We start from the raw sequence: 23,856 nt of genomic DNA on the forward strand, positions 1-23,856 counted from the left end.
CCCTTCGGTCGAGGACCGCGGTTGTCCTCGATCCTCCCTACCGTCGCCCCATGACCATCACGCCGTTCACGATCGACATCCCCCAGCGCGACCTCGACGACCTCGCCGCCCGCCTGGCGAACACCCGCTGGCCGGACGAGATCGACGGCGTCGGCTGGGGCCTCGGGACGCCGCTCGGCTACCTCCAGGAGCTCGCCGAATACTGGCGGCTCCGCTACGACTGGCGCACCCACGAGGAGCGGCTCAACGGTTTCCCCGGGTTCCTGACGAACATCGACGGCGCGAACGTCCATTTCCTGCACGCGCGGTCACCGGAGCCGGACGCGATCCCGCTGGTGCTCACGCACGGCTGGCCGGGGTCCATTGTGGAATTCCTCGACGTCATCGGGCCACTCTCGGACCCGCGCGCGTACGGCGGAGATCCGGGGGACGCGTTCCACGTCGTCGTGCCGTCGCTGCCGGGGTTCGGTTTCTCGGGGCCGACGACCGAGGCGAACTGGGGTTCGGACCGGACCGCGGACGCCTGGGTCGAGCTGCTGTCGCGCCTCGGGTACGAGCGGTTCGGGCTGCACGGCGGAGACTGGGGCGCGATCGTGTCGCGCGCGGTGGGCGTCCGGTGCCCGGAACGGGTGATCGGCGCGCATCTGACGATGTTGCCGCACGCGGTGCCCCGGAGCGAGGCCGATCTCGCGGGACTCACCGGCGAAGAACTCGCGCGGAGTGAGGCGGCGCTGGCGCGCGGGCGGGAGTTCCAGAGCGGCGAGCTGGGCTACGCGATGATCCAGGCGACCAAGCCGCAAACGCTTGCCTACGGGCTCACCGACTCGCCCGCCGGGCAGCTCGGCTGGCTGGTGGAGAAGTTCAAGTCCTATTCGGACTCGCGTGACGTCCCGGAGGACGCGATCGATCGCGACGATCTGCTCACCAGCGTGATGCTCTACTGGCTCACCGGCACGGCGAACTCGTCATCGCGGATCTACGCCACGCTGGGCCCGGCTTGGGGTACGCCACCGCCACAGTCCACAGTGCCCACTGGAGTGGCCGTGTTCCCGAAGGACACCGGCCTGCCGATCCGGCACCTCGCCGAGCGCACCGACAACGTCGTGCACTGGTCCACTCCGGACCGAGGGGGTCACTTCCCCGGACTGGAGGTGCCGGATCTGCTCATCGACGACCTGCGGACGTTCTTCCGCCCGCTGCGCTGACTCCGGCTGCAATGAAAGGTCCTTTCCTTGCAAAATTTGCGAGGAAAGGACCTTTCCTTGCGCGTGTCAGAGGTACTGGCCGGGCCCGTGCGACTCGCCGGCGGCACCGTGCCCACCCAAAGCGGCGCCGCCCGCGGACGGACCCGCCGGAAGCCCCCGCCGCATCTGTTCCAGCTGCACCCGCGCCGCCATCTGCTGCGCGAACAGCGCGGTCTGGATGCCGCTGAACAGCCCTTCCAGCCAGCCGACGAGCTGCGCCTGCGCGATCCGCAGTTCGGCATCGGACGGCGTCGAGTTCTCGGTGAACGGCCGCACGAGCCGCTCCAGCTCGTCCTGCAGCTCGGGCGCGAGCGCCTGCTCCAGCTCACGGATCGAGGTCTGGTGGATCTCGCGCACGCGGGTGCGGCTGGCGTCGTCCAGCGGCGCGGCGCGGACCTCCTCGAGCAGCTGTTTGATCATCGTGCCGATGCGCATCACCTTGGCGGGCTCTTCGACGAGGTCGCCGAGCGATTCCTCGTGCGCCTCCTCGCCGGAGTCGGAGCCGGGGGCGGCGATGCGTGCGGTGCCGACCGGCGTGCCGTCGGGACCGACGACCACCACATGGTGTTGGGAGTCTCCGCCGCCGTCACCGGGGGTGGTCGATTCGCGGGAAACTGGGTCGGTCATGTGCTCCATCCTGGCCTACGTCGGGCACGAAGCGCAGTGTGGTTTTTCGGCGCCGTCTCCGAGCGTAGCGGGAATCGTCGCGCCCCGTGGTCGGGCAGCCAACCCCGGGTAAAGCGCCAAACCGCACGTCCGTACGGTGTCCACATGGCGTTCGACGTCGCTCGTATCCGTGGGTTGTTTCCCGCGCTGGGTGACGGCTGGATTCACTTCGACGGCGCCGCCGGAATGCTCGTACCTGAACAGGTCGCTTCGGCCGTATCCACGGCCATGCGCGCTCCGGTGTCCGGGCCGGGTGGAGCGTTTCCGGCCTCCCAGCGCGCGGAAAGCATTGTCACGGCCGCTCGCCGGGCGGTCGCCGACCTGGTCGGCGCCGACCCGGCCGGAGTCGTGCTCGGACCCAACGCGCCCGATCTCATCCGCCGTCTCGTCGACGCGATGGCCGATCGCTGGACGATCGGCGACGAGGTCGTCGTCTCCCGGCTCGACGAAGAGGCCAACCTCGCGCCGTGGCGCCGCGCGGCGAAACGCGTCGGCGCGGTCGTGCGCTGGGGCGAGATCGACATCGAGACCTGCGAGCTGCCCGCCTGGCAGTACGAGAACCTCGTCTCCGCGCGCACCAAGGCCGTCGCGGTCACGCTGGCGTCCGGTTCGGTCGGCACCCGGCCCGACGTCCCGACGGTGATCGAGTTCGCCAAACGCGTCGGCGCGCTGGTCGTCGTCGACGCGACGTACGCGGCGCCGTTCGTGCCGCTGGACCTCAACGCGCTCGGCGCCGACGTGATGGTGGTTTCGGCGCAGGCCTGGGGCGGGCCGTCGGTGGGGGCGCTGGTCTTCCGCGACCCCGAACTGCTCGAACGCCTGCCGTCGGTCTCGCTCGACCCGGCCGCGCGCGGTCCGGCCCGGATGGAACTGGGGCCGCACGCGTACCCGTTGCTGGCCGGACTGATCGCGTCGATCGACTACCTGGCCGGTCTGGACGACGCCGCGCTGGGCTCCCGGCGCGAGAAACTGGTGACGTCGCTGGGCTCCGCGAAGTCGTACCACGCGGGACTTCTGGCGCAACTGTCCACAGAGCTGCGTTCGCTGCGGCACGTCATGGTCATCGGCGACGCCATGCGCAGGATCCCTGCGCTCGCGTTCGCCGTCGCGGGCAAGAAAGCGCCCGAGGTCGCCGAATACCTGGCGTCCCAGGGGCTCTGCGCCTTCGCCGACGACGGTACGAGCGGTGTCTTCGGCTCCCTCGGCGCCGCCGAAGTCGGCGGCGCCGTCCGCATCGGACTCGCGCATTACTCGAACGTCTTCGAGGTCAATCAGCTCGTCCGAGTGCTGGAAGAGATCCGCTAGGACTTCGCGGCGAGGAGAACCTTGCCGAAAACCGTGCCTTCTTCGAGCGCGCGGTGCGCGGACGCGGCTTCGGCCATCGGGACGACCTGACCGACGATCGGCTTCACCGAACCCTGCTCCACCAACGGCCACAGCCGCTCGCGGACGTCGGCGACGATCGCCGCCTTCTGCGCCAGCGGCCGCGAACGCAGGCCCGCCCCGAACACGCTCGCCCGTTTGCCCATCAGCTTGCCGATGTTCAGCTCGCCCTTGACGCCGCCCTGCATGCCGATGATCACCAGCCTGCCGTCCATGGCCAGCGCGTCGATGTTGCGGCCGAGGTACTTGGCGCCCATGTTGTCGAGGATGACGTTCGCGCCGCCGGTTTCGGCGCGCAGCACCTCGACGAAGTCCTGCTCCTTGTAGTTGATCGCGATGTCGGCGCCGAGCTGGCGGCAGCTCTCCAGCCGCTCATCCGAACCCGCGGTCACCGCGACCGTCGCGCCGAGCGCCTTGGCGACCTGGATCGCGTGCGTGCCGATCCCGCCCGCGCCGCCGTGGACGAGCAGGACGTCACCCTCGGACAAGCCGCCGTGCATCACCACATTCGCCCAAACCGTGCACGCGACTTCGGGCAGTCCGGCGGCCGCGAGCAATTCGACTTCGGCGGGAAGAGGAAGCAGTTGTCCGGCCGGGACGGCGACCTTTTCCCCGTAGCCACCACCGGCGAGCAAAGCACAAACTTCGTCGCCGATTCGCCATCCTTCGACGCCCTCGCCGATTTCGGCGATCGTGCCCGAACATTCGAGCCCGAGGATTTCGCTGGCACCCGGCGGAGGCGGATAGTTTCCCTGCCGTTGCAGCAGGTCAGCGCGGTTGACGGCGCTCGCGGCGACTTCGATGACGACTTCGCCTTCACCCGCCACGGGATCAGGGACCTCGGTCCATTCGAGAACATCGGGATCGCCGGGCTCACGGATGGTGATCGCGTACATACAAACGACCCTATCCCGGTGTCGTAAAGTCCGCCGAACGTCGGTTGACCTGTGGCGCAAACCACACAAAGGTGACGCTCATGTCATATTCGCGAAGAAGCATTGTTCCCTCGATCGTGGTGATGGCCACCGCCGCGCTCACGGTCGGAATGGCTCCCGCTGCGACGGCCACGACCGGAATCGACGGTCCCGCGCTGGCCAAGCAGCTCGTCAAGAAGGTCGACGTGAACAACGTCAACCGGCACCTGATCGCGCTGCAGCGGATCTCGGACGCGAACGGTGGCCGCCGCGCCGCCAGCACCGAAGGGCACAAGAAGTCCGCGGAGTACGTCGCCACGAAGCTGGAGCAGGCGGGCTTCACGGTGACGCGGCAGGAGTTCCCCTTCACCTACGCGGAAACCCTCGCGGAGAAGCTGACGGTCGCGGGCGCCGACGTCCCGATCATCATCATGTCCTACAGCCCGTCGACGCCCGCCGGCGGAATCACCGCCCCGCTCGCGGTGGTCCCGGTCGACGACACCAGTGGCTGCGAAGCGACCGACTACGCCGGCGGCGTCACCGGCAAGATCGCGCTGATCCAGCGCGGTGGCTGCTCCTTCGCGCAGAAGCAGGCGACGGCCGCGGCGGCGGGCGCCGTCGGCGCGATCGTCTACAACAACGTCCCGGGCCCGGTCAACGGCACCCTGGGCGACCCGGCCGCGGGCAAGATCCCGACCGGCGGCATCACCCAGGCCGACGGCCAGGCGCTCGCCGGCAAGGCCGGTGCCTCGGTCACCCTCGACCTGCGTGCCTTCCAGGAGGCGCGGACCAGCTACAACGTCCTCGCCGAGACCAAGACCGGTCGCAAGGACAACGTCGTGATGCTCGGCGCCCACCTCGACAGCGTCACCGAGGGCCCCGGCATCAACGACAACGGCACCGGCTCCGCCGCGCTGCTGGAGACCGCGCTGCAGTTGGGCAGCAAGCCCAAGGCCAACAACGCCGTCCGCTTCGGCTGGTGGAGCGCCGAGGAGTTCGGCCTCGTCGGCTCGACCTACTACGTCAACTCGCTGAGCTTCGAGCAGCAGCTCGACATCGCGCTCTACTACAACTACGACATGATCGGCTCGCCGAACGCGGCGTACTTCGCCTACGACGGTGACAACTCCGACGGTGTCGGCGCGGGTGCGGGCCCGTACGGTTCCGCGCAGCTCGAGAAGACCCTCGTGGACTACCTCCAGCTCGGCAAGGGCGTCCCGGTCGAGGGCACGGACTTCACCGGTCGCTCCGACTATGGCCAGTTCATCGCGGTCGGCATCCCGGCCGGCGGCCTGTTCACCGGTGCCGAAGGCGTGAAGACCGCGGCGCAGGCGGCCAAGTGGGGCGGCAGTGCCGACGTTCCTTACGACAAGTGCTACCACCAGGCGTGCGACAACCTCGGCAACGTCGACCGCGTCGCGCTCGAACGCAACTCCGACGCCGTCGCGTGGGCGCTGGGCGTGTACGCGACCAGCACCGCGGACATCAACGGCGTGTCGGGCAGTTCGGCCGCGAAGGCGAAGGCCCTTCGCGCGACCGAGCGGTCTCAGCAGCGGAGCATGACGGCTTCCGTCCAGGCCGACGACCACCACGTCGCCGCCTGATCTCTCACGAGACGCGCCCCCTGCAGTACGTGAAGGCCCCCTTCCTTGCGCTAGACGCAGTGAAGGGGGCCTTCACGTACTTGGGGAAGGTGTGGAGGTCGAGTGCTCAGCCCAGGCTCTTGGCCGCGAAGGTGTCGCACCGTGCCGGCTCGCCGGTCTGGAAGCCGGTGGTGAACCACTTCTTCCGCTGCGCCGAGGTGCCGTGGCTGAACTTCGACTCGTCGACCCGGCCCCCGCCGAGCTTCGACTGGATGTAGTCGTCACCGATCCGCGAAGCGGTGTCCAGCGCCGAGTCGACGTCCTCCTGGCTGATCTCGCTGATCAGCGGCCGCCCGGTTTCGGTCGGCGTGGTCGTCGCGTGGTTCGCCCAGACACCGGCGTAGCAGTCGGCCTGCAGTTCGAGCCGCACCGAACCGGACGTCGGCCCGCTCCCGGTGCCCTTTTTGGACACTCCGGTGAGGTTCTGCACGTGGTGGCCGTATTCGTGGGCCAGCACGTACGCCTCCGCGAACGGCCCGCCCTGTGCGCCGAACCTGGTGCGGAGTTCGTTGAAGAAGCCCAGATCGATGTAGACCTCGGAGTCGCCGGGGCAGTAGAACGGCCCGACGTCGGAAGTCGCGTTGCCGCAGGCCGTGTTCACGCCGCCGTTGAAGAAGTTCGTGACGGCCTTGCGGTAGGTCGACCCGGACCGCTGGAACTCCTGCCCCCAGTAGTCCTGGATCGAGTTGATGATGGCGACGATCGCGCAGTCGTGGTTCCGGTTCGCGTCCGCGCCGGTCTTGCACTCCTGGGACAGCGTGGTGTTGTCCACCTGCTGCCCGGAGCCCAGTCCACCGAGCCCGCTCGAGGACGGGTTCAGCCTCACACCGCCGAACTGGGAGATGAGGAAGTAGATGACCAGGCCGACCACACTGAGCCCGCCGCCGCCGAGTGCCACCCGGCCGCCGATCCCGCCGCCACCGCCACCGCCGCGCAGGTCCTCGACCTCGGAGGTGTCCAGGCCCGCGCCTTCGTCGAATCGCACGGGGGAAGCGTAGCCGGAAGACCCCGGATATGCCTGGGTGCGGCCGCGTGGAGCGGCCGCACCCAGGGCTACCGAGGTTGTCTTGTTCTGATCGCCGGTCGGCCGCGATCACCGGGCCGGCGTCCTGGCACTGCCGAGGCGGTCGAAGAGGCCGCTAACCCGAAACAGGCCGGAGTGACGCCGAATGCGCCAGAATTGTCGAGCGCATCCGAGATGCCCGCGCTCGTCGCTGTTCACAGTCGCGACCGACCCGGTCCTTTCCGTTCCGGTCGCGGGGACACAGCAGGCGGTCAACCGCGAGAATCACCCGCCATACCACCACCTGACCCTTCCCGGCTGGGAGCAGGTCCGGCGACCCTTCCACGGGTTCGCCCGGTACTTGCCCGACCATCCGCTGACAAGCAGAATGCGCCTTTTCGCGCCGAGTCTCAACCTTTTCGTAACCCTCCTTCGGGCGAATGTTCCGCCGGATTTTTCAGGGGCCGAAAAGTGACCGGTGGGTATGCGCCTTGTGCGATCAACGCTCTACTCTGCGTGGATGGCGGTGGAGCAGAAGGAAGTGCGCTGGCTTTCCGAGTCCGAGATGGTCGCCTGGCGCTCGTACATCGTCGCCACCATGCGGCTGCGACAGCGCCTCCATCGCGAGCTCTCCGAGCGCCACGACGTCACCCTCGCCGACTACGAGGTCTTGGTCTGCCTTTCGCTCCAGCCCGACCGGCGGATGCGGATGACGGAGCTGGCGAGCATGCTCGGCTCGACCAAGAGCAGGCTTTCGCACCAGATGGTCCGGCTGGAGGCGGACGGTCTCATCCGCCGCACCCGCGATCCGGCGGACAAACGCGGCGTCGTCGCCGAGATGACCGGGAGCGGCGCGGAACTGCTGGAAGGCGCGGCGCCGACGCATGTCGAGGGCGTCCGTGAGCATCTGATCGACCTGCTGAGCCCCGAGGAGCAACGGGTGCTGGGACAGGCTTTCGGACGCGTGCTGGAGCACCTGTCGGAGATCGACGGCCTGCCGCGGCTGCCGCCGATCACTTCCTGAGCCTGGCCGCCTGACGCGTCAGGTGGGCACGCTCGGCCAGGTCGGCCGCCTTGCCCGCGGCCTCGCCGTACAGCCGCGCCGCGGTCTCCAGGTCGCCGTCGCGCTCGTGGAGGTATGCCGCCACAGCCGCGTACCTCGGCAATGAATCGTCCAGTTCCGCGAGCGCGGCCAGGCCCGCGCGCGGTCCGTCCGCCTCGCCGACGGCGACCGCGCGGTTGAGCCGGACGACCGGGCTGCCGGTCAGCCGCGCGAGTTCGTCGTACCACTCGACGATCTGCACCCAGTCGGTCTCCGCCGCGGTGCGCGCGTCGGCGTGGAGCGCCGCGATGGCGGCCTGCGCCTGGAACTCGCCCAGCCTGTCGCGGGCCAGCGCGGCTTGCAGGATCTCGACGCCGTCGGCGATCAGACGCGTGTCCCATACGCCACGGTCCTGATCGGCGAGCGGCACCAGTTCGCCGTCGGCCGCCGTCCGCGCGGCGCGCCGGGCGTGGTGGAGCAGCATGAGGGCGAGCAGTCCGGCGACCTCGGGATGGTCGATCGAGGCGAAGAGCCGCCGGGTGAGCCGGATGGCTTCGGCGGCGAGGTCGACGTCGCCCGAGTAGCCCTCGTTGAACACGAGATACAGCACGCGGAGCACGGTGGAGACGTCGCCTGCCTGGTCGAAACGCACTCCTGAGACGGTGCGCTTGGCCCGGCTGATGCGCTGCGCCATGGTCGCTTCGGGCACCAGGTACGCCTGGGCGATCTGGCGCGTGGTGAGCCCGCCGACGGCGCGCAGGGTGAGCGCGACCGCCGAAGACGGCGTCAGCGACGGGTGGGCGCACAGGAAGTAGAGCTGCAGCGTGTCGTCCACCGCGGGAGCGGGCCCCGGGGCGGGCTCGTCGTCGACGAGGTCTTCGCGACGGCGGCGGGCGGCGTCGGACCGTGCCATACCGAGGAACTTGCGCCAGGCGACGGTGACGAGCCAGCCCTTGGGATCGTCCGGCCGGTCGCCGGGCCAGACGCGGACGGCCTCGATCAGCGCCTCCTGGACGGCGTCCTCGGCCGACGCGAAGTCGGCTCCGCGGCGGACGAGGATCCCGAGGACGTTCGGCGTGAGGCTCCGGAGCAGGGCCTCGTCCAGTTCGGTGGTCACTCCGTGACGACGAGCGGCTCGCCCTGCAACGGACGCAGTTCGAGCCATTCGTGGATCGGCTTCCCACCCGCTCCCGGGGCGGCCGACAGCTCACCCGCGAGTTCGAGCGCCCGCTCGTAGCTGTCGACGTCGATGATCATGAAACCGGCGATGAGGTCCTTGGTCTCGGCGAACGGGCCGTCGGTGACCGGCGGTTTGCCCTCTCCGTCGTAACGGACGAAGGTGCCTTCGGGCGCGAGAGCCTGCTCTCCGACGTACTCGCCGGTCTCCACGAGCCGGGTCGCGAAATCCCTCATGTAGTCGATGTGCGCCGTGATCTCCTCCGGCGCCCATTGCTCCATCGGGATGTCGTTCACCGCCGCCGGAGCGCCGCGGTAGTGCTTGAGCAGCAGGTACTTGGGCATGCCGGAAGGGTAGCGGCAGACTGCCGGTCCTTCTGCCTGGTCGGCTGAGACATCCGACCTCTAGCGTCTTTTTCGCGTTCCTCCATCGCGAAAGGAAGAGCCCTTGTCCAAGGCGAAACGGCGAACCGCCTGCCTGCTCGTGACCATCGGTCTCGGCTGTGGCCTGCTCACCGGAGAAGCGGTCGCCTCCGAGGTGGCCCCGGCCCCGCTCGCTCCAGCCGTCGCCCAAGCGCTGATCGCCGCGAACCCGGTGGTCTGCGAGGGCGACGGGGTTTCCGGCAAACGTGTCGAGCTGGTGTACGTCCGTGAGGCCGGCCAGCCCGACCGGTACGCGACCGTCGCGCCGTCCCTGCGCGCCTACGCGTCCGGGATCGACGATTCGTTCAACGACAGCGCCGCCGCGACCGGCGGCAGCAGGCATCTCCGCTACGTGACGACCGCGGGCGCGGGCTGCCAGGTCGCCGTCGCGAATCTCGTGGTGCCCGACGGCACGTATCTGTCCGGCGCCATCCGCGACCGCGCCATCCAGGCCGGTTTCTTCAACGCGGACCGCGACTACATGCTGTTCTCCGACAACCCGCACACCTGCGCGGGCACGTGGGGCGACAGCGACGACCAGCCCGGCCCGGCCAACGCCTTCAACAACGGCAGGCACTACACGGAGATCGCCGTCCCCTGCTGGGGCGTCAACGCCGCCGCCCACGAACTGGGCCACATGCTCGGCGCGGTTCTGCCGGGCGCCCCGCACTATCAGGGCGGCGGGCACTGCTCCCAGGAATGGGATCTGATGTGTTACGGCGACACGCAGTCCTTCGACTGCACGGAACGCGACTTCGACCGGCTGCTGGACTGCGGCAACGACGACTACTTCAGCACGAACCCCACGCCGGGCAGCTGGCTCGCGACGCATTGGAACGTCGCGAACAGCGCCTTCCTGATCAAGAAGGACACGCCCGACAACGACGACGGCCACGCCAGGGGCGGGAAGACCTACGTCATCACCGGTGCGAGTGGTAACGCCATCGACGTCGTGGGCTCGTCGACCGGCGGCCTCGTCAACCTCAGCCATCGGCCGCGGACCGACACCATGAGCCAGAAGTGGGTCCTGGGATACAACACCGGGCTTCAGCTGGTGAACGCCAACAGTCAGCTGTGCGCCGACAGCGCCCAGAGCGGGACGGCGCCGGGAACGCCGATCCTGCAGTACAACTGCAACGGCCAGAACGGTATGCGGTGGGCGTTCCAGCCGCTCGGCAACGGCAAGGTGGCGATCTTCAACTACCTGACCGGTTACGCGATCACCGACGGCGGCACGTACCCGGCGCCTCTGGTCCAGCAGCCCTACACCGGGGCGGCCAACCAGCAGTGGACGCTGAACCCCGTCGCCGATCCAGGCCCCCAGGCGGGCAAGAAGTACTACTTGACCGTCGCCACCAACGGAAACAGCGCGGCGGTCGTCGACGGCTCGTCGTCGGCGGGCGCGAAGATCACCCATGTGGCCAGGCAGAACGACAACGGCCAGAAGTGGCGGCTCACCGACGCGGGCGGCGGGTACTGGAAGATTTCCAACGAGCGGAGCGGTCAGTGCCTGCGGCCGGTCTCCGGCAGCACCGCGGAGGGCGCGCAGTTCGAGCAGACGCATTGCGGCTCCGCCACCGACCAGCAGTGGAAGCTGTTGCGGAGCGCCGACATGCGCTACGGACTGGTGAACCGGGCGAGCAAGCTGGCGGTGCGGCAGATCAACAACGGCACGGCTTCGCTGCTGGAGCAGCGGCCGTTCCTGGGCGGCCGTAGCGACGAGACGGTCTGGGCACTGGTACCCGCGTGACGCGAAGCGCCCCAGGTCGGTCGGCCTGGGGCGCTTTCGTTTCAAGACTGGCGGTAGCGGTGGGATTCGAACCCACGGAGGACAGAGCCCTCGCATGTTTTCAAGACATGTTCCTTCGGCCGCTCGGACACGCTACCGCTGTCGAGGGTATCCGACGGGGCTTTGCCTTAATGCTTCGGATCTAGTCGAAGCGCAGCTTTCCGTTGAGGGTGGTGGCGGGGGCATGGATGGACTAGTCGAAGTCCCAGTCGGTCAGGATGCCCACGAAGATGACGCCGATCAGGATCAGCACGATGACGGCGACGCCGATGTAGCCGATGATGATCGCCGCGAGCGCCATCCCCTGGCCGCCCGCTTCCCCGCGTTTGGCCTTGGAATGCGCGATATGCCCCATGATGACGCCGGCGATCGACGGCAGCCCGCTGCACGCGACGAGACTGGCGATCGACACGACCAGCGCCGCGATCGCGAGCCCTTGTTCCTGCGGCGGCGGCATCGCCGGGCCGTATCCGTAACCCGGTTGCTGGTACGGCTGCCCGTACGGAGGTTGCTGGCCGTAGGGCTGCTGCTGACCGTAGGGGTCTTGCGGGTATGTCACCCGCTAACCGTAACCGCCTGAGCTCAGGATGCCTGGCTCTTCGCGGCCTTCGCCGCGATTCGCGCCTGGACCTCGGGACGGCGCAACGGCGGCACCTTCGCCGGCGGCTGACGGCGCTCGGGCAGTTCGGCCAGCAGCCGCCGGGTGATGGCGGTGACCTCGGCGACGGCGGCCTCGAACGGCTCACGGGTGGCGTCGGAAAGGCTCTGCACCCCGGACACCTTGCGGACGTATTGGCGGGCGGCGGCCTCGATCTCGTCCGGCGTCGCCGCCGGTTCCAGGCCTCGTAGCGTGGTGATGTTCCGGCACATGCCCCGATCGTACGTCCGCCCACCGACGTTTCCGAGTGCTCCGATCACACAGTCGGTTAGAAGGTGCCGTGGTTCGTTGACGCCGAAAAACGCGTTTGGGCACCCTCGGCGGAGTGCCCCTCAGACCTCGCTCTCTTCGCCGTGCGCCCGTCGAGCCGACCCCCGAACCGGCCGAACCTTCCCCGATACCGGAACAGATCTGGCAGCGCGTCCCGATCGACGCCCTGATCGACCTGGTCACCGAGATCTTCACCGCGCACGACCTGCCCTGGTCGCGGGCCAGGATGGCCGCCGAGGCGTTGTGCCACGGCGATCTCACCGGAACGCCGGAATCCGGTGTCGCCGAACTGACCCGGCTGTATCTGCCGATGCTGACCAACGGGATGGTGCGGCCGAGGGCCGAACCGCTGATGATCGCCGACCGCGGCGCCGCCGCCCTGATCGACTACCGCCGCGCGCCGGGCCTGTGGGCCGTCGGCGACGCGATGGACCGGGCGGTGTCCCGGGCTGGCCGGTACGGCGTCGGGCTCATGTCGGTGCGCGGCGTCGGGCCGTTCGGCAGCGCCGGGCATCATGCCGCGAGGGCGTTGCCGCACACCATGATCGGACTCGTCATGGCGGCGGGCGGGGAGCGCGGGACGGCCGCGAACCCGCTCGGTATGGCCGCCCCCGCCGGTGCGTACCCCGAATTCGTCCTCGACTTGAACACGCTGGGAGACGTCGACGGCGCGGGCAGCGCCGCGATCGCCGGCTTCGCCCTGCTGGTGGAGATCTTCGCCGGGGTGCTGTCGGGCGTCGGCGACCACGACCACGACACCGGCCTGATGGTGATGGCCATCGCGCCGACGACGCTGCGCAGCGCAGACGGGTTCTACAAGGCGGCGAGCGCGTTGTTCGGCAGCCTGCTCGGCTGGGAGGGCGGCACCCCGGTCCGCTATCCGGGCTGGCGGGAGGCGCAGTACCTCGAACAGTGCCAGGCGCTGGGTGTCCCGCTGAACGAGCCGGTGCACCGCGAACTGGAAGAACTCGCGAAGGCGTTGCGCCTGGCGCCGCTGCAGGGGCGTTAGCCCAGGACGACGCGGCCGCCTTCGCCGCCGACCTCCACGACGTCGCCGTTCGTCAGCTGACGGCCGCGCCGGACCTCCACCTCGCCGTTGACCGTGACCTCTTCGGCGTCGAGGAGGTCTTTGGCGTGCGATCCGTCTTCGGCCAGGTTGGCCAGTTTGAGGAACTGGCCGAGGCGGATCGGTTCACCGGTGATCGGGACGTCGTGGATGCTCATGGGGAGATCATCCCCGTGTGTCCATTTTCCGGTACAAGGTGGCGACGTCGGTGTCGAAGTAGCTGCTGTAGGACGTGTCCGGATCGTCCCCGCCGTAGAGGTAGCCGCCGATCACACCGACGACGGTGCCGAGTCCGGTCTTCGGGTCGGGGTCGACCACCCACGGGCCGCCGCTGGTGCCGGTCGTGAAGCCGGGACACGCGACGCGCATCTGGTAGGTGTCGGCCTGGGCGCTGGTGCCGTGGCAGACGACCGGCGCCTCCCGTTCGTCGGGATACCCGGTCAGGGTGATCGGGTGGTCGAATCCGCCGCCGGTCAGCAGGGTGTTGGCGCCCGTGACGCTTTCGAGGGTCTTCGTGGTGCCCGCCTGGCGGGCGGTCGCGAACCCCACGTCGAGGTCCGGATCGGAGGAATCCGCCCAGCCGTCGGGCACCTGCGGATCGGAGACTTCCCAGTAGCCGTACGGCGCGACACCGTCGTGGTAGCCGGGTGCGAACGAGATCCCCGTCGCGTACTCGCCGCCTTCGCCGTCGTGCAGGCAATGCGCCGCCGTGAGCAGGAGGTCGCCGGGGGCGCTGTGGACGACGCTGGCCGTGCAGAAATGCGTTCCGTCCAGGAAGAGCGCGCCGATCGCGGGATTGGTCTCCGGTGCCGCGGGAGTGGCCGCCACCGTCGCGGGGACGGCGCCGTCTTCGGTCGCGGCGGGATCCGACGCGGCGGAACAACCGGACAGAACGACACAGAGCACGAGCAACAGGGCGCGGCGCATCGCCTTCCTTTCGCTCGTCCACGGCTGTCCGGGTACAGATCACCATAAGTGGGGTACGAACACAGCCCGAATCGATCAACGCACAGCAAGCTCACAGCCGTAGTATGTGTTACCTCCGGTAACAGTCGAGCGGGTTGGAGCGGGGTATGAAGTCGTTCACGGACAAGGTCGTGGTGATCACGGGCGCGGGCTCGGGGATCGGCAAGGCGCTCGCGATCGAGCTCGCCGGTCGGGGCGCCAGGCTGGCGCTCTCCGACGTCGACGCCGTCCGCGCGGCCGGCACCGTCGCGGAGTGCGAGAAGGCGGGCGCGACCGCGAAGGCGTACGAGCTCGACGTCGCCGACCGTGACGCCGTACTCGCGCACGCCGAGGAGGTCGCCGTCGATTTCGGCGGCGCCAACGTCGTGGTGAACAACGCCGGGGTCGCGCTCGGTGCCACGGTCGAGGAAATGACCTGGGACGACTACGACTGGCTGATGGGGATCAATCTCGGCGGCGTGGTCAACGGTACGAAAGCGTTTCTGCCGCAGGTGATCGCTTCGGGTGACGGGCACATCGTCAACCTTTCGAGTGTGTTCGGCTTCATCGGCGTGCCCACGCAGAGCGCATACAACGCCGCGAAATTCGCGGTGCGGGGGTTCACCGAGGCGCTGCGGCAGGAAATGCTGATCGCCCGGCATCCGGTCAAGGTCAGCTGCGTGCATCCCGGTGGCATCAAGACGAATATCGCCCGTGACGCGCGGGGTGGCGCCGAGCGGGACATCGACAAAGCCGCCGAGGGATTCGAAAAGATCGCGAGGACGACGCCGGAGAAGGCCGCGCAGACCATCGTCCGCGGTATCGAACGGGGGACGGCGCGGATCCTGATCGGTCCGGACGCGTACGCCATCGACGCGATTCCCCGCGTGCTCGGCTCCTTTTACCAGCGGCCGCTCGCGCTGTTGGGGCGCTTGGGAATGCGGAATCTCTGAGAAAGCGGAAGCCACTGAACGGAGTAACCCTCCGTGGTCCGGACGGCTCGGGATAACTCGATCGGGGTGCGTTACTTACGGCGGCGTCGGAAATGCACCACAATGCTCAAGTTCGTGATTCCCCTTCCGGAGGTCCCCATGCCGCGCGCCGCCCAGCGCCGTACGCCGACCGATGCCGCGCTCTCCGTCGAGACGGCGGAGTTGCTGGACCGGACCGGGATCATCGCGGCGAGCCTGCCGAAACGGCGGCGCAGCCCGGAGAACGAACCCGTGCCCGAGCCGATGCCGGTACGGCCCCCGGTCTGCGAACCGGTGGTGGACAAGGATCTCCGCCCCAAGGCCGTCGTCATCCATCGCCGTGCCCGGTCCTGGCTCGTCGGCGGGGCGGGGGTGGCGCTGCTCGCGATCGGCTGGTTCGCCGGCACCTTCAGCTACCAGCCTGCCGACGACACCGCCTTGCCCGAGCAGCCGTTGCCCGCCGTGGCGACCCAGCAGGCGGCGCCGCCGGTCGCGCAGCCCGCGCCGCAGGCCGCGCCGGTGACCGTTTACGTCCCGGTCACCGTGAAGCAGCAAGCGCCCGCGACGAAGAAGAAGCCCGTCAAGGAACGCGTCGTCGCCCTCCCGCCCGCCGAGACCCGGTCGCCGGAGCAGCCGCGCACCGACCTCGGCTCGCGCGACAAGGCCACGCAGGACATCCGGAGCATGATGGACCCCGTCGTGGCGAGTTCCCTCGCGATGCAGATGGCGCAGGGAATGGTGAGTTACGGCTACGGCCGCTGACCCGTCAGCGCGGCGGCCAGCGCCGAGCCCTCGCCGGGATCCCCGTGCACGAGTTCGGTGCGATGCACCACACGCGGCGAGGACAGGGAAAGCGCGCTCACGCCGGTGATGACGTCCGCCGGGAGCAGCGCCAGTCCCTGACCGGCGGCGACCAGGCCCAGCAGACCGCGGACGTCGGTCCCGGTGTAGCGCAGCCGACCGCGGAATCCGTCGGTCGAAGCGAACTTTCTCAAACGTTCCAACGGAATCGCCGTATCCGGCGCGTCGATCCACGCCGCGTCGGCGAGTTCGGCGAGCCGGACCGCCCGACCCGCCATCGGATGGCCGTCGGGCACCGCGACCGCGAGCGGGCGTTCGCCGACGACGGTGGTGGTGAGCGGGCCGAAGTCCGGCAGCGGGAGCGGATCGCTCGGCGCGGTCATCCCGTCGACGAGGCCGAGGTCGAGTGAGCCCGTCGCGACCTCCGTCAGGACGTCTTCGCGGCCCAGGACGCGCAATTCGGTGCCACGACGCGCGGCCGCGGCGACTTCGGCGGTGAGCGACAGCGGAGTGAGCCCGAGGATGACCCGTCCGTTGGGAGCCGCGGTGAGCCGGGCGAGGTCCGCGCGGGCGGCGTCGAGCCGGGTCAGCAGCGGCCCGGCGTGTTCGAGGAGCCGTTCCCCGGCGCGCGTCGGGGCGACCGGCCGCCGGGTGAGCAGCGCGGTGCCGAGGTCCTGTTCGAGCGCGGCGATGTGCTGGGAGATCGCGGATTGCGTGTAGCCGAGGTCGCGGGCCGCCCGCGAGAACGAGCCGCCGCGGGCCACCGTCACGAAGGTGCGGAGCAGATGAGTCTCCATGGTCATCAGTATCGCTTATGGAGACAGCAAGGATCATCGTTGGCGCTGAACTCGGTTCGCGGGTCAGGATGACCGCATGACACAGACAGCCCGGGTCGCCCTGGTCGGCGACCGATCGGACGGCGTCCGCTCCCATGTCCGCATCCCGATGCTCTTCGAGCGGCTCGCCGAACGCGACGGCCTCGAACTCGACGCCTATTGGATCCCGACGGACGCTGTCGGCGACCTCACCGGTTTCGACGCCGTCTGGCTGGTGCCCGGCAGTCCTTACCGGTCCGAATCCGGTGCGATCGAGACCGTGCGTGCCGCCCGCGAGAACGGCATCCCGTTCCTCGGTACCTGCGCCGGATTCCAGCACGCGCTGCTGGAATTCGCGCGGAACGTCTGTGGTCTCGGCGGAATCGGGCACGCGGAGAACGCGCCGGACGCGGAAGAGCGGTTGATCGTCCCGCTCGCGTGTTCGCTCGTCGGGCACGAAGGCGCGGTCCACGTCACGCCGGGCACCTTGGCGGCACGGGTTCTGGGGGCGGAGCGTTCCGTTGAGCGGTACCACTGTTCGTACGGTCTCGACGCCCGGCATCTGGACACCTTGGCGGCGGGCGGCGTGGTCTTCAGCGGATTCGACGGCGATGGCGACGCGCGGATCGCGGAACTGCCGGAGCACCCGTTCTTCCTGGCGACGCTGTTCCAGCCGGAACTCGCCGGCGACGGAACCCGGCCGCATCCGGTCGTCCGCGCCTTCGCTTCGGCCGCCACGGAGCACGCGAATCTGACCGTCCACAGTGGACACTGACGGTCGTCGTGGGCCGGATGGCCGCTGACACTGCGGAAGTGATCGACTACCGTGAGCCAAGGGGAGGGGCTCATGGAGAAGGGGGATTCCGCTCGGGGCACCGCGTTCAGGGCCGCTTTCGCGGTCGGCGAGTTCCGTGCGTTGTGGGCGGCCGAGGCGCTTTCGCAGGCCGGTGACCAGCTGGCCAGGGTCGCGTTGTCGGTGCTGGTCTGGGAAAGAACGGCGTCGGCCGGGCTGACCGGGCTCACCTACGGCCTGACGTATCTGCCGACGCTGATCGGCGGCACGCTGTTCGCCGGTCTGGCGGACCGGTATTCGCGGCGGACGGTGATGATCGTCTGCGACCTGGTGCGCGCGGCGATCGCGGCGCTGATGGCCGTCCCGGGGATACCGCTGCCGGTCCTGGCCGGACTGCTGGTGATCCTGACGATGGCGGGCGGTCCGTTCCGGGCGGCGCAGCTCGCGTTGCTCCCGGACGTCCTCGAAGGCGACCGGTACGTCGCCGGTCTCGCGGTCCGGACGATCACCATCCAAACGGCACAGCTGGCCGGATTCGGCGGTGGCGGACTGGTGATCGGGCTCGTGACGCCCTACTGGGGACTGGTGATCGACGCGGTGACCTTTGTGGTCTCGGCGCTGCTCGTGTCCGTCGGGGTGCGCCGCCGAGGGCCCGCCGCCACGGAATCTTCGGTGAAAAGCCGTGTGGCGCGGGCTTTCAGTGGCGAAGGCGCCAAGGAACTGTGGCAGGGCAAGGGAATCCGGGTGCTCTTCGGGTTGAAGATGCTCGCCGGGTTCGCCATCGCGCCGGAAGGGCTCGCGGCACCGCTCGCCGTCGGGCTCGGGGCGGGCAGTTTCGCGGTCGGACTTATTCTCGCGGCCGATCCGATCGGTTCGGTAATAGGTTCGTGGATCTTCACGAAATGGGTTCCGGCACGACGGAAAACGCGAATCGTCGGGATTCTCGCCATCGCATCCGTCGTTCCTTTGGTGTTCGTCTTCTTTCGCCCGTCATTACCCGTCTGCCTCGCGCTGATCGGGCTCAGCGGGGCCTTCGCGGCGCCGTACCACCTGCAGGCCGTCGCGTTGATGGCCCGCGCGGTGCCGGACGGCGTCCGGGCGCAGGTGATGGGCCTGACCTCGACGAGTTTGGTGACCGTGCAAGGAATCGGGATCATGCTCGCGGGCGGTCTCGCCCAGTTGACCGGTCCGTTCGTGGCCGTCGGGGTGGCCGCGACGGTGGCCGTCGCGTCGGCGGGACCGATGGCGATGGCGTGGAAACGGGCCATCGCCACCGGCCCCGATGTATGGCTCCCGGCCGGGAGCCGAACCGGCTGAATTGGTGGGATCAGTCCTCGCGACCGTTCATGATGGTCCTCCCTCCCACTGCTCCATCTGTGTGTTCCGGAAATGACTCGAGCCACCCTCAGTACTACCTCGGATACATTGAAATGTGTACGGAAGGGGGACCGGTGACGATGATTATGGGGGATGTCGAACTCGCCGGAGAAGGGGCCGGCACACGTCTGAGAGCCAGGGTCCGACGCTGGGAATTATGGTCCGGACCACGCGGTGTTCCCGCGGTTTTTCTTGTGGTGGAAGGCCTCGCGGCGGCAGTCGCCGTAATCGCCTTGCTCCGATCGAACTACGAGACTACGGAATTCGTCCGATTTGGATCACTGCTCGGCCTCGCTGTTCTGCAGGCCGAGCTTTCGCGTTCGGTGGAACGGTTGCGGCGCACGCTGTGCGACCGGCCGCATATCAACATGACTTCGGTGTGGACGTTCGCGGGGGTGCTCGTCCTGCCGTCCGGGCTCGCGCTCGCCCTCGGTCTGCTCATCTACCTGCATCTTTGGTTCCGGGTGTGGCGGGGGATGAGCCACCGCCCGGCCTACCGCGTCGTGTACTGCGCGGCGGCGATCGTGATCTCCTGCCTGGCCGCGGGGGCCATCGTCGCCGGCTGGAACGGACTGCCCGTCGGGTTCGCCGGCTCGCTCAAGATCGTCGAAGCGGCGGCAGTGTTCACCGTGGTCAACGCGTTCATCGTGGCGCTCTCGGTGTACCTGCACACCGGGGCGAGGTCGCTGCGGTCGCTGTTCGGCACCGGTGACGACAACCTGCTGGAGGTCACCACCCTGGTGCTCGGGACCTCGACCGCGCTGGGCATCGTGCACGCGCCCGCGCTCGTCCCGTTCGTGCTGCTCCCGGTGCTGGTGCTGCACCGCAGCGTGCTGGTGCGGCAACTGGAGATCGCGGCGAACATCGACGGCAAGACCGGCGTCCTGAACGCGCACGCGTGGCACGCGCTGAGCGAACGGGAGCTGTCGTCGGCGGCGAGGGCGAAGAGCAAACTCGGCGTGCTGATGCTCGATCTCGACCATTTCAAGCAGGTCAACGACGTCTACGGGCATCTCGCGGGCGACGTCGTGCTCAAGGTCGTCGCGAAGACGATCTCCGAGCACGTACGCGACTACGACTCCGTCGGCCGCTTCGGTGGCGAGGAGTTCGTCGTGCTGCTGCCCGGCGCGACGGAGACCGAGGTGCTCCCCGTGGCCGAGCGGGTCCGCCGGGCGGTGATGGCGATCGAGGTCGAGGTCGTGACCGCGTCGGGGCCCCGGGTCGTGCGAGGGCTTTCGGTGTCCATCGGCGCGGCGGTGTACCCGTCGGGCGGGACCGTCCTGGAGCGGCTGCTGCACGTCGCCGACTCCGCGCTCTACCAGGCGAAGAACAGTGGGCGGAACCGCGTCGTGTCCCTCGCGGCCGCCTGACCGCCTCGTGAGTGGTGAGGGCGGGCAGGGCACGTTGGTCGAAGGTCCGTGAAGGCCCCCTTGCCTACCCTCAAGGTAGGGAAGGAGGCCTTCACGGACTACGCGATCGCCACCGCAGCCCCAGCAACACCACCAGGCCCCGCAGTCGCAGCGGTGGCGCGTGAAGGCCCCCTTCACTGCGCTAGACGCAGTGAAGGAGGCCTTCACGTACTTCAGGGGCGAGCAAGGGTGCTACCAGGGCGAGTTCTCTTCGTCGTCCGGCGCTTCGTGACGCCGTTCCCGAGGGGCCTGCGGCGGAGGCGGAGCGTCGGTCGAGGCCGCCGGAGGTGCGGGCGGCGGCGGAGGCGGCTCTTCCTCCTCGATCTCGGGGAAGCGGCTGCGCAGGGTTCCGATCATCAGCGACCTGGTCTCCTGGTCCTCGTCGCCGAGTGATTCCTGCATGACCTCGGCGACCTGGCCCGCGATCCCGGCCTGCGCCTGGTGCATGGTCTGCAGGATCGCCCGCGACAGTTCCTCCAGCGGGTACGTCCTGGCCTTGTTCCCGAACTCGATGTCCGTCACGCCGCCGTCCGCCCCGACGGTGATCTTCACGGCGCCGTCGGAGCTGGACGCGGTCAGCCGGAGCTGCTCCGTCCGCTCCTGGGCGGCCGCGTACCGCTGGGCCTTCTCTTCCAGCCCGGCGGCCCATCGCTCCATTTTGCGCTGGGCCTCGTCCGGGTCCAGCATGAGTTCGCCGAGCTCGTTCGCGCCGGTCACTTCTTTCCTCCGATGTTCAAGGCGGAGAAGTCCGCTTTGAACGGTTCCGCGTTGGTCTTGTCACCGTCTACATAGGACTTGGCGGCGGTGCGGACGTTGTCGGCCGTCGCCTGAATCCCTTCCACGGCCGCCTTGATCGTCTCCGCCGCGCGTTCGCCCGCCGGGTTGACGATCGGCGGCAGGAACGCGCACAGCAGGCCGTACGCGTCCGCCGACATCGCCGAACCGGTCGCGGCGTGCGCGGTGTTCAGCCGGTCCACGAGCCCGTCGAGATGGCTCGCGTGCGCGGTCAGGTCGTCCGGGTCGACCTCGAACGAGGCCGTCACTTCCAGTCCTTGTTCTTCCAGTCGCCGATCACCGGCGGCGCCACGACCTCGTCGGCCGCGAAGAAGGACGGGTCGTCGGATTCGACGTAGTCGGCGACCTTGTGCTCCTTGTCGTCCTGGCCCTGACCCTTGCCGGCGCCGGGGGCCATCCCGCCCATCGGTCCCATGCCGCCGGGAGTACCGGGCTTGCCGCCGGACGCCGCCGCACGGGCCGCGGCCGCTTCGGCGTCCATCGCGCCCGCGCCGACGGCGCCGCCCATGCCGAGCGAGCCGGACGCCCGTCCGGCGCCACCGAGACCGCCGCCGCCCGCGCCACCCGCACCGGTGCCGCCGCCGCCGAAGCCACTGGTCCCGCCGGTGCCGCCACCGCCGGGGATGTTCGGCATGCCGAGTTTGGGCGCGTTGTACGGCGTGCCCTTGTACGAGTTGCCGTCGGGGAACGAGGGGCCGGTGAGCCGTTCGCCGATGCCGCCGGGTCGCGGAATGGGCGGGATGTTCGGCATGACCGGCCTCGGCCCGCCGCTGGTGGGCCCGTTGGGCCCGTTCGGGAGGGGGATGTTCGGGGGCGTGAACGGAAGACCGCCGCCGGGCCGCGGTCCGCCGCTCTCCGGGATCGGGATGTTCGGCGGGGTGAACGACGGCGGCGAAACGGACGGGGGCGTGTAGCCCGTCGTGCGCGTGCTGTCGTCGATCTTGGGCATGTTCGGGAGGTTGGGGCCCGACGACGCGGCGGGCTTGTAGGTCTCGCCGCCGGTCGGCCCGTTCGGGATGGTGGGCATGTTCAGGTTGCCGCCAGGGCCGCCGCTACCGGGACCGCCGCTACCAGGACCACCGCCGCCGGGGAAGCCGCCGGGACCTCCGCCCGGGCCACCACCGGGGCCGCCGCCCGGCCCGCCGGTCGGCGAGTTGAACGGCGACACACCGCCGGGACCACCGGTCCCGCCCTGCGGCGTCCCGTCCATCGAAGCGACAAGGCCGTCCGGGCGCGTCCGGTCCGAGGTCGCGCTGAACGGGCTGAGCTGCCCGTCGGCGCCTTCGGGCGACATCCGGTCGCGAAGCGTGCCGGCGGGCGAACCCGCGCCACCGCCGGCGGGAGTGCCCTGCATCTGCCTGGTCGCCGTCGCCAGCTTCGGCGGGGCGGGGAACGCCGGGGTGGCGATCGCCGAGCCGACCGTGGTGTCGAAGTCGGTCATCACCTTCGCGGCCTGGTCCCGCGCGTCCTGCTGCTTCTTGAAGGTGCCGAGATCCTTCCCGAGCTGCGCCATGTAGACGTACGGGTCGGTGATCTTCTGCAGGTTGGCGTTGGCCTCCTGCACGTTGAACGCCACCGGCGGGTTCGCCGCCATCTGCTTCTGCGTCTCGTTGAGCGTCTGCGAGTGGATCTGCTGCTGCCGTCCGGCCAGCGTCGCGCCGTTCGCGGTCGAGCCGAGCCATTTGCCGACACCGGCGAGGTGCTCGCGGGCCGCGTCGCCGCCCTCGCCCTCCCAGTTGGCCGTGCTCGCGCTGATCGCCTTCGCCAGGTTGCGCTGATGCGAGGCCAGGTCGTTGCCCGCCCGGACCCACTCTTCGGAGGTCTCGCCCACCGCGGCCGGATCCGCGTTGTCCAGGATCGCGGTCTGCATCTGCTCGTGGGTGGCGTTCGCCCAGACCGTGGACGGCGGCTCGCCGGGCTTGCGGATGTCCAGGTTCTTGTCGAGACCTTCGCGCGCCTTCTCCAGCTGTCCCTCGTACATCTTCTGCGTGAAGATGTCCTTGAAGCCGTTGAGCGCCTTGTCACCCCAGCCGAGGATGTTGAAGAGGAGGTCCGTCCCGGCCGAGGCCCCGGCCCGGATCTCGTCGCCGGAGGCGGCCTCGTTCGCCAGCGGTCCGACGTAGTAGTCGGACGACGAGTCGGCCGTCGGGTCGTAGTGCGGGTCGAGCTTGTCGTAGTCGGGCGAGTTCGGGTCGGAGACCTTCGCCGTCTTCTCCTCGGATTCGGTCACAGGTCTCTCCTTCAGATCTCGGTGTCGATCCGCTTCAGGTCACGCTGGTTCTGCGTGTCGCGTTCCCGGTAGTTCCGCTGGGCGAGCTCGATCGCCTCGATGTAAGTGGGGAACTCGGCGCGAGCGGCCTGGAGCTGGGTGAGCAGACCTTGCGCGTCCGTCGCGGTGCCGTGCATGTGCTCGGACACCCAGCGGGCGGTCGCGGTGGAGCTCATCGGCGGCGACTTCTGCAGCTTGGTCAGCGCGCTCCAGCGCTCTTCGAGGCTGTCGATCACACCCTGGAGTGAACGGATCATCTCCTGGCCGGTGGTCTCGTCGACGGCGAAGCCGCCCTGCTTGGCCATCTCCTTCAGCCGCGCGCTCGCGAACGCCACCTTGCGCGCCGCCATCATCGGCTGCAGTTCTTGTGCTTCCTCGGTCAACGGAGGGTCCTCTCGCCGGAT

25 protein-coding genes and 1 tRNA gene are annotated in these 23,856 nt (G+C 69.2%); 11 read left to right on the forward strand and 15 right to left on the reverse strand.

All coding sequences use genetic code 11. The features are described from left to right. Positions 1-50 precede the first annotated feature (50 nt). On the forward strand, positions 51-1,205 hold the full coding sequence (locus AJAP_RS01315; RefSeq protein ID WP_038507581.1) for an epoxide hydrolase family protein: 1,155 nt from the start codon (positions 51-53) through the stop codon (positions 1,203-1,205). Positions 1,206-1,271: 66 nt separating this feature from the next. Here the strand turns inward: AJAP_RS01315 and AJAP_RS01320 are convergent, their stop codons facing one another. Continuing rightward, the gene (locus tag AJAP_RS01320) at positions 1,272-1,880 is read right to left on the reverse strand and encodes a bacterial proteasome activator family protein (protein ID WP_038507584.1); all 609 of its coding nucleotides are present in this window, start codon (positions 1,878-1,880) and stop codon (positions 1,272-1,274) included. 135 nt (positions 1,881-2,015) lie between these two features. Between AJAP_RS01320 and AJAP_RS01325 the strand changes: the two genes are divergently transcribed. Continuing rightward, positions 2,016-3,215, forward strand: a complete 1,200-nt coding sequence (locus AJAP_RS01325; RefSeq protein WP_016330709.1) for a cysteine desulfurase-like protein — start codon at positions 2,016-2,018, stop codon at positions 3,213-3,215. On the opposite strand, the gene AJAP_RS01330 is transcribed toward AJAP_RS01325, so the two are convergent. Further along, on the reverse strand, positions 3,212-4,189 hold the full coding sequence (locus AJAP_RS01330; protein ID WP_038507587.1) for an NAD(P)H-quinone oxidoreductase: 978 nt from the start codon (positions 4,187-4,189) through the stop codon (positions 3,212-3,214). The genes AJAP_RS01325 and AJAP_RS01330 overlap by 4 nt on opposite strands. An 80-nt stretch (positions 4,190-4,269) precedes the next feature. Between AJAP_RS01330 and AJAP_RS01335 the strand changes: the two genes are divergently transcribed. After that, a complete protein-coding gene (locus tag AJAP_RS01335; RefSeq protein ID WP_193786322.1) occupies positions 4,270-5,811 on the forward strand; it encodes a M28 family metallopeptidase in 1,542 nt (513 codons plus the stop codon). Positions 5,812-5,917: 106 nt separating this feature from the next. Here AJAP_RS01335 and ypfJ read toward each other — a convergent pair whose 3' ends face one another. Beyond that, positions 5,918-6,835, reverse strand: coding sequence for a KPN_02809 family neutral zinc metallopeptidase (gene ypfJ, locus AJAP_RS01340; protein ID WP_038507593.1), 918 nt, complete (start codon positions 6,833-6,835; stop codon positions 5,918-5,920). A gap of 538 nt (positions 6,836-7,373) precedes the next feature. Here ypfJ and AJAP_RS01345 point away from each other — a divergent pair. Continuing rightward, entirely contained in the window at positions 7,374-7,877 is a 504-nt protein-coding gene (locus tag AJAP_RS01345; protein WP_038507596.1) for a MarR family winged helix-turn-helix transcriptional regulator, read from the forward strand. On the opposite strand, the gene AJAP_RS01350 is transcribed toward AJAP_RS01345, so the two are convergent. Together AJAP_RS01350 and AJAP_RS01355 are read right to left on the reverse strand one after the other, a co-directional pair. Further along, positions 7,867-9,000, reverse strand: coding sequence for an RNA polymerase sigma factor (locus AJAP_RS01350; protein WP_038522176.1), 1,134 nt, complete (start codon positions 8,998-9,000; stop codon positions 7,867-7,869). The genes AJAP_RS01345 and AJAP_RS01350 overlap by 11 nt on opposite strands. 8 nt (positions 9,001-9,008) lie before the next feature. Then, positions 9,009-9,416: a YciI family protein gene (locus tag AJAP_RS01355; RefSeq protein WP_038507599.1), complete on the reverse strand. Its 408-nt coding sequence runs from the start codon at positions 9,414-9,416 to the stop codon at positions 9,009-9,011. Positions 9,417-9,519: 103 nt separating this feature from the next. Between AJAP_RS01355 and AJAP_RS01360 the strand changes: the two genes are divergently transcribed. Then, positions 9,520-11,244 (forward strand): RICIN domain-containing protein, encoded by a 1,725-nt coding sequence (locus AJAP_RS01360; protein ID WP_038507602.1) that lies wholly within the window; start codon positions 9,520-9,522, stop codon positions 11,242-11,244. Between the two features lie 48 nt (positions 11,245-11,292). Here the strand turns inward: AJAP_RS01360 and AJAP_RS01365 are convergent. From AJAP_RS01365 to AJAP_RS01375, 3 genes are all read right to left on the reverse strand, one after another. Further along, positions 11,293-11,381 (reverse strand) — tRNA-Ser (locus tag AJAP_RS01365). Positions 11,382-11,476: 95 nt separating this feature from the next. Beyond that, entirely contained in the window at positions 11,477-11,842 is a 366-nt protein-coding gene (locus AJAP_RS01370; RefSeq protein ID WP_038507605.1) for a DUF4190 domain-containing protein, read from the reverse strand. A 23-nt stretch (positions 11,843-11,865) separates the two neighbouring features. Beyond that, positions 11,866-12,153 (reverse strand): DUF2277 domain-containing protein, encoded by a 288-nt coding sequence (locus AJAP_RS01375; RefSeq protein WP_038522179.1) that lies wholly within the window; start codon positions 12,151-12,153, stop codon positions 11,866-11,868. Between the two features lie 113 nt (positions 12,154-12,266). On the opposite strand from AJAP_RS01375, the gene AJAP_RS01380 reads away from it, so the two are divergent. Continuing rightward, positions 12,267-13,220, forward strand: coding sequence for an Ldh family oxidoreductase (locus AJAP_RS01380; protein ID WP_228694837.1), 954 nt, complete (start codon positions 12,267-12,269; stop codon positions 13,218-13,220). Here AJAP_RS01380 and AJAP_RS01385 read toward each other — a convergent pair. Together AJAP_RS01385 and AJAP_RS01390 are read right to left on the reverse strand one after the other, a co-directional pair. After that, positions 13,217-13,435, reverse strand: coding sequence for an RNA-binding S4 domain-containing protein (locus AJAP_RS01385; RefSeq protein WP_016330720.1), 219 nt, complete (start codon positions 13,433-13,435; stop codon positions 13,217-13,219). The two genes, AJAP_RS01380 and AJAP_RS01385, sit on opposite strands and share 4 nt — an antisense overlap. 7 nt (positions 13,436-13,442) lie before the next feature. Continuing rightward, entirely contained in the window at positions 13,443-14,204 is a 762-nt protein-coding gene (locus AJAP_RS01390; RefSeq protein ID WP_038507611.1) for a trypsin-like serine peptidase, read from the reverse strand. 146 nt (positions 14,205-14,350) lie between these two features. Here AJAP_RS01390 and AJAP_RS01395 point away from each other — a divergent pair, with 146 nt between their 5' ends. Beyond that, positions 14,351-15,175: an SDR family NAD(P)-dependent oxidoreductase gene (locus tag AJAP_RS01395; RefSeq protein ID WP_037333367.1), complete on the forward strand. Its 825-nt coding sequence runs from the start codon at positions 14,351-14,353 to the stop codon at positions 15,173-15,175. Positions 15,176-15,313: 138 nt separating this feature from the next. Beyond that, positions 15,314-15,955, forward strand: coding sequence for a hypothetical protein (locus tag AJAP_RS01400; protein WP_063777834.1), 642 nt, complete (start codon positions 15,314-15,316; stop codon positions 15,953-15,955). Here the strand turns inward: AJAP_RS01400 and AJAP_RS01405 are convergent. Continuing rightward, positions 15,943-16,791, reverse strand: coding sequence for a LysR family transcriptional regulator (locus AJAP_RS01405; RefSeq protein WP_228694838.1), 849 nt, complete (start codon positions 16,789-16,791; stop codon positions 15,943-15,945). The genes AJAP_RS01400 and AJAP_RS01405 overlap by 13 nt on opposite strands. Before the next feature lie 76 nt (positions 16,792-16,867). On the opposite strand from AJAP_RS01405, the gene AJAP_RS01410 reads away from it, so the two are divergent. The 3 genes from AJAP_RS01410 (at position 16,868) to AJAP_RS01420 (ending at position 20,349) form a co-directional block, all read left to right on the forward strand. After that, on the forward strand, positions 16,868-17,584 hold the full coding sequence (locus tag AJAP_RS01410) for a CTP synthase C-terminal region-related (seleno)protein (protein WP_038507617.1): 717 nt from the start codon (positions 16,868-16,870) through the stop codon (positions 17,582-17,584). Positions 17,585-17,656: 72 nt separating this feature from the next. Beyond that, a complete protein-coding gene (locus AJAP_RS01415; protein WP_038507619.1) occupies positions 17,657-18,919 on the forward strand; it encodes an MFS transporter in 1,263 nt (420 codons plus the stop codon). A gap of 293 nt (positions 18,920-19,212) precedes the next feature. Beyond that, positions 19,213-20,349, forward strand: a complete 1,137-nt coding sequence (locus AJAP_RS01420) for a GGDEF domain-containing protein (protein WP_228694839.1) — start codon at positions 19,213-19,215, stop codon at positions 20,347-20,349. A 231-nt stretch (positions 20,350-20,580) separates the two neighbouring features. Here AJAP_RS01420 and AJAP_RS01425 read toward each other — a convergent pair whose 3' ends face one another. Genes AJAP_RS01425 through AJAP_RS01440 form a run of 4 tightly spaced genes read right to left on the reverse strand, consistent with a single transcriptional unit; the run spans position 20,581 to position 23,835 of the window. Next, the gene (locus AJAP_RS01425; RefSeq protein ID WP_038507625.1) at positions 20,581-21,105 is read right to left on the reverse strand and encodes a YbaB/EbfC family nucleoid-associated protein; all 525 of its coding nucleotides are present in this window, start codon (positions 21,103-21,105) and stop codon (positions 20,581-20,583) included. Then, a complete protein-coding gene (locus AJAP_RS01430; RefSeq protein WP_038507628.1) occupies positions 21,102-21,431 on the reverse strand; it encodes a type VII secretion target in 330 nt (109 codons plus the stop codon). The genes AJAP_RS01425 and AJAP_RS01430 overlap by 4 nt, the downstream gene beginning before the upstream one ends. Continuing rightward, entirely contained in the window at positions 21,428-23,413 is a 1,986-nt protein-coding gene (locus AJAP_RS43990) for a WXG100 family type VII secretion target (protein WP_038507632.1), read from the reverse strand. The genes AJAP_RS01430 and AJAP_RS43990 overlap by 4 nt, the downstream gene beginning before the upstream one ends. Before the next feature lie 11 nt (positions 23,414-23,424). Further along, entirely contained in the window at positions 23,425-23,835 is a 411-nt protein-coding gene (locus AJAP_RS01440) for a hypothetical protein (protein ID WP_038507635.1), read from the reverse strand. Between the last annotated feature and the right edge of the window lie 21 nt (positions 23,836-23,856).

This window comes from Amycolatopsis japonica, from assembly GCF_000732925.1.
GTDB lineage: Bacteria > Actinomycetota > Actinomycetes > Mycobacteriales > Pseudonocardiaceae > Amycolatopsis > Amycolatopsis japonica.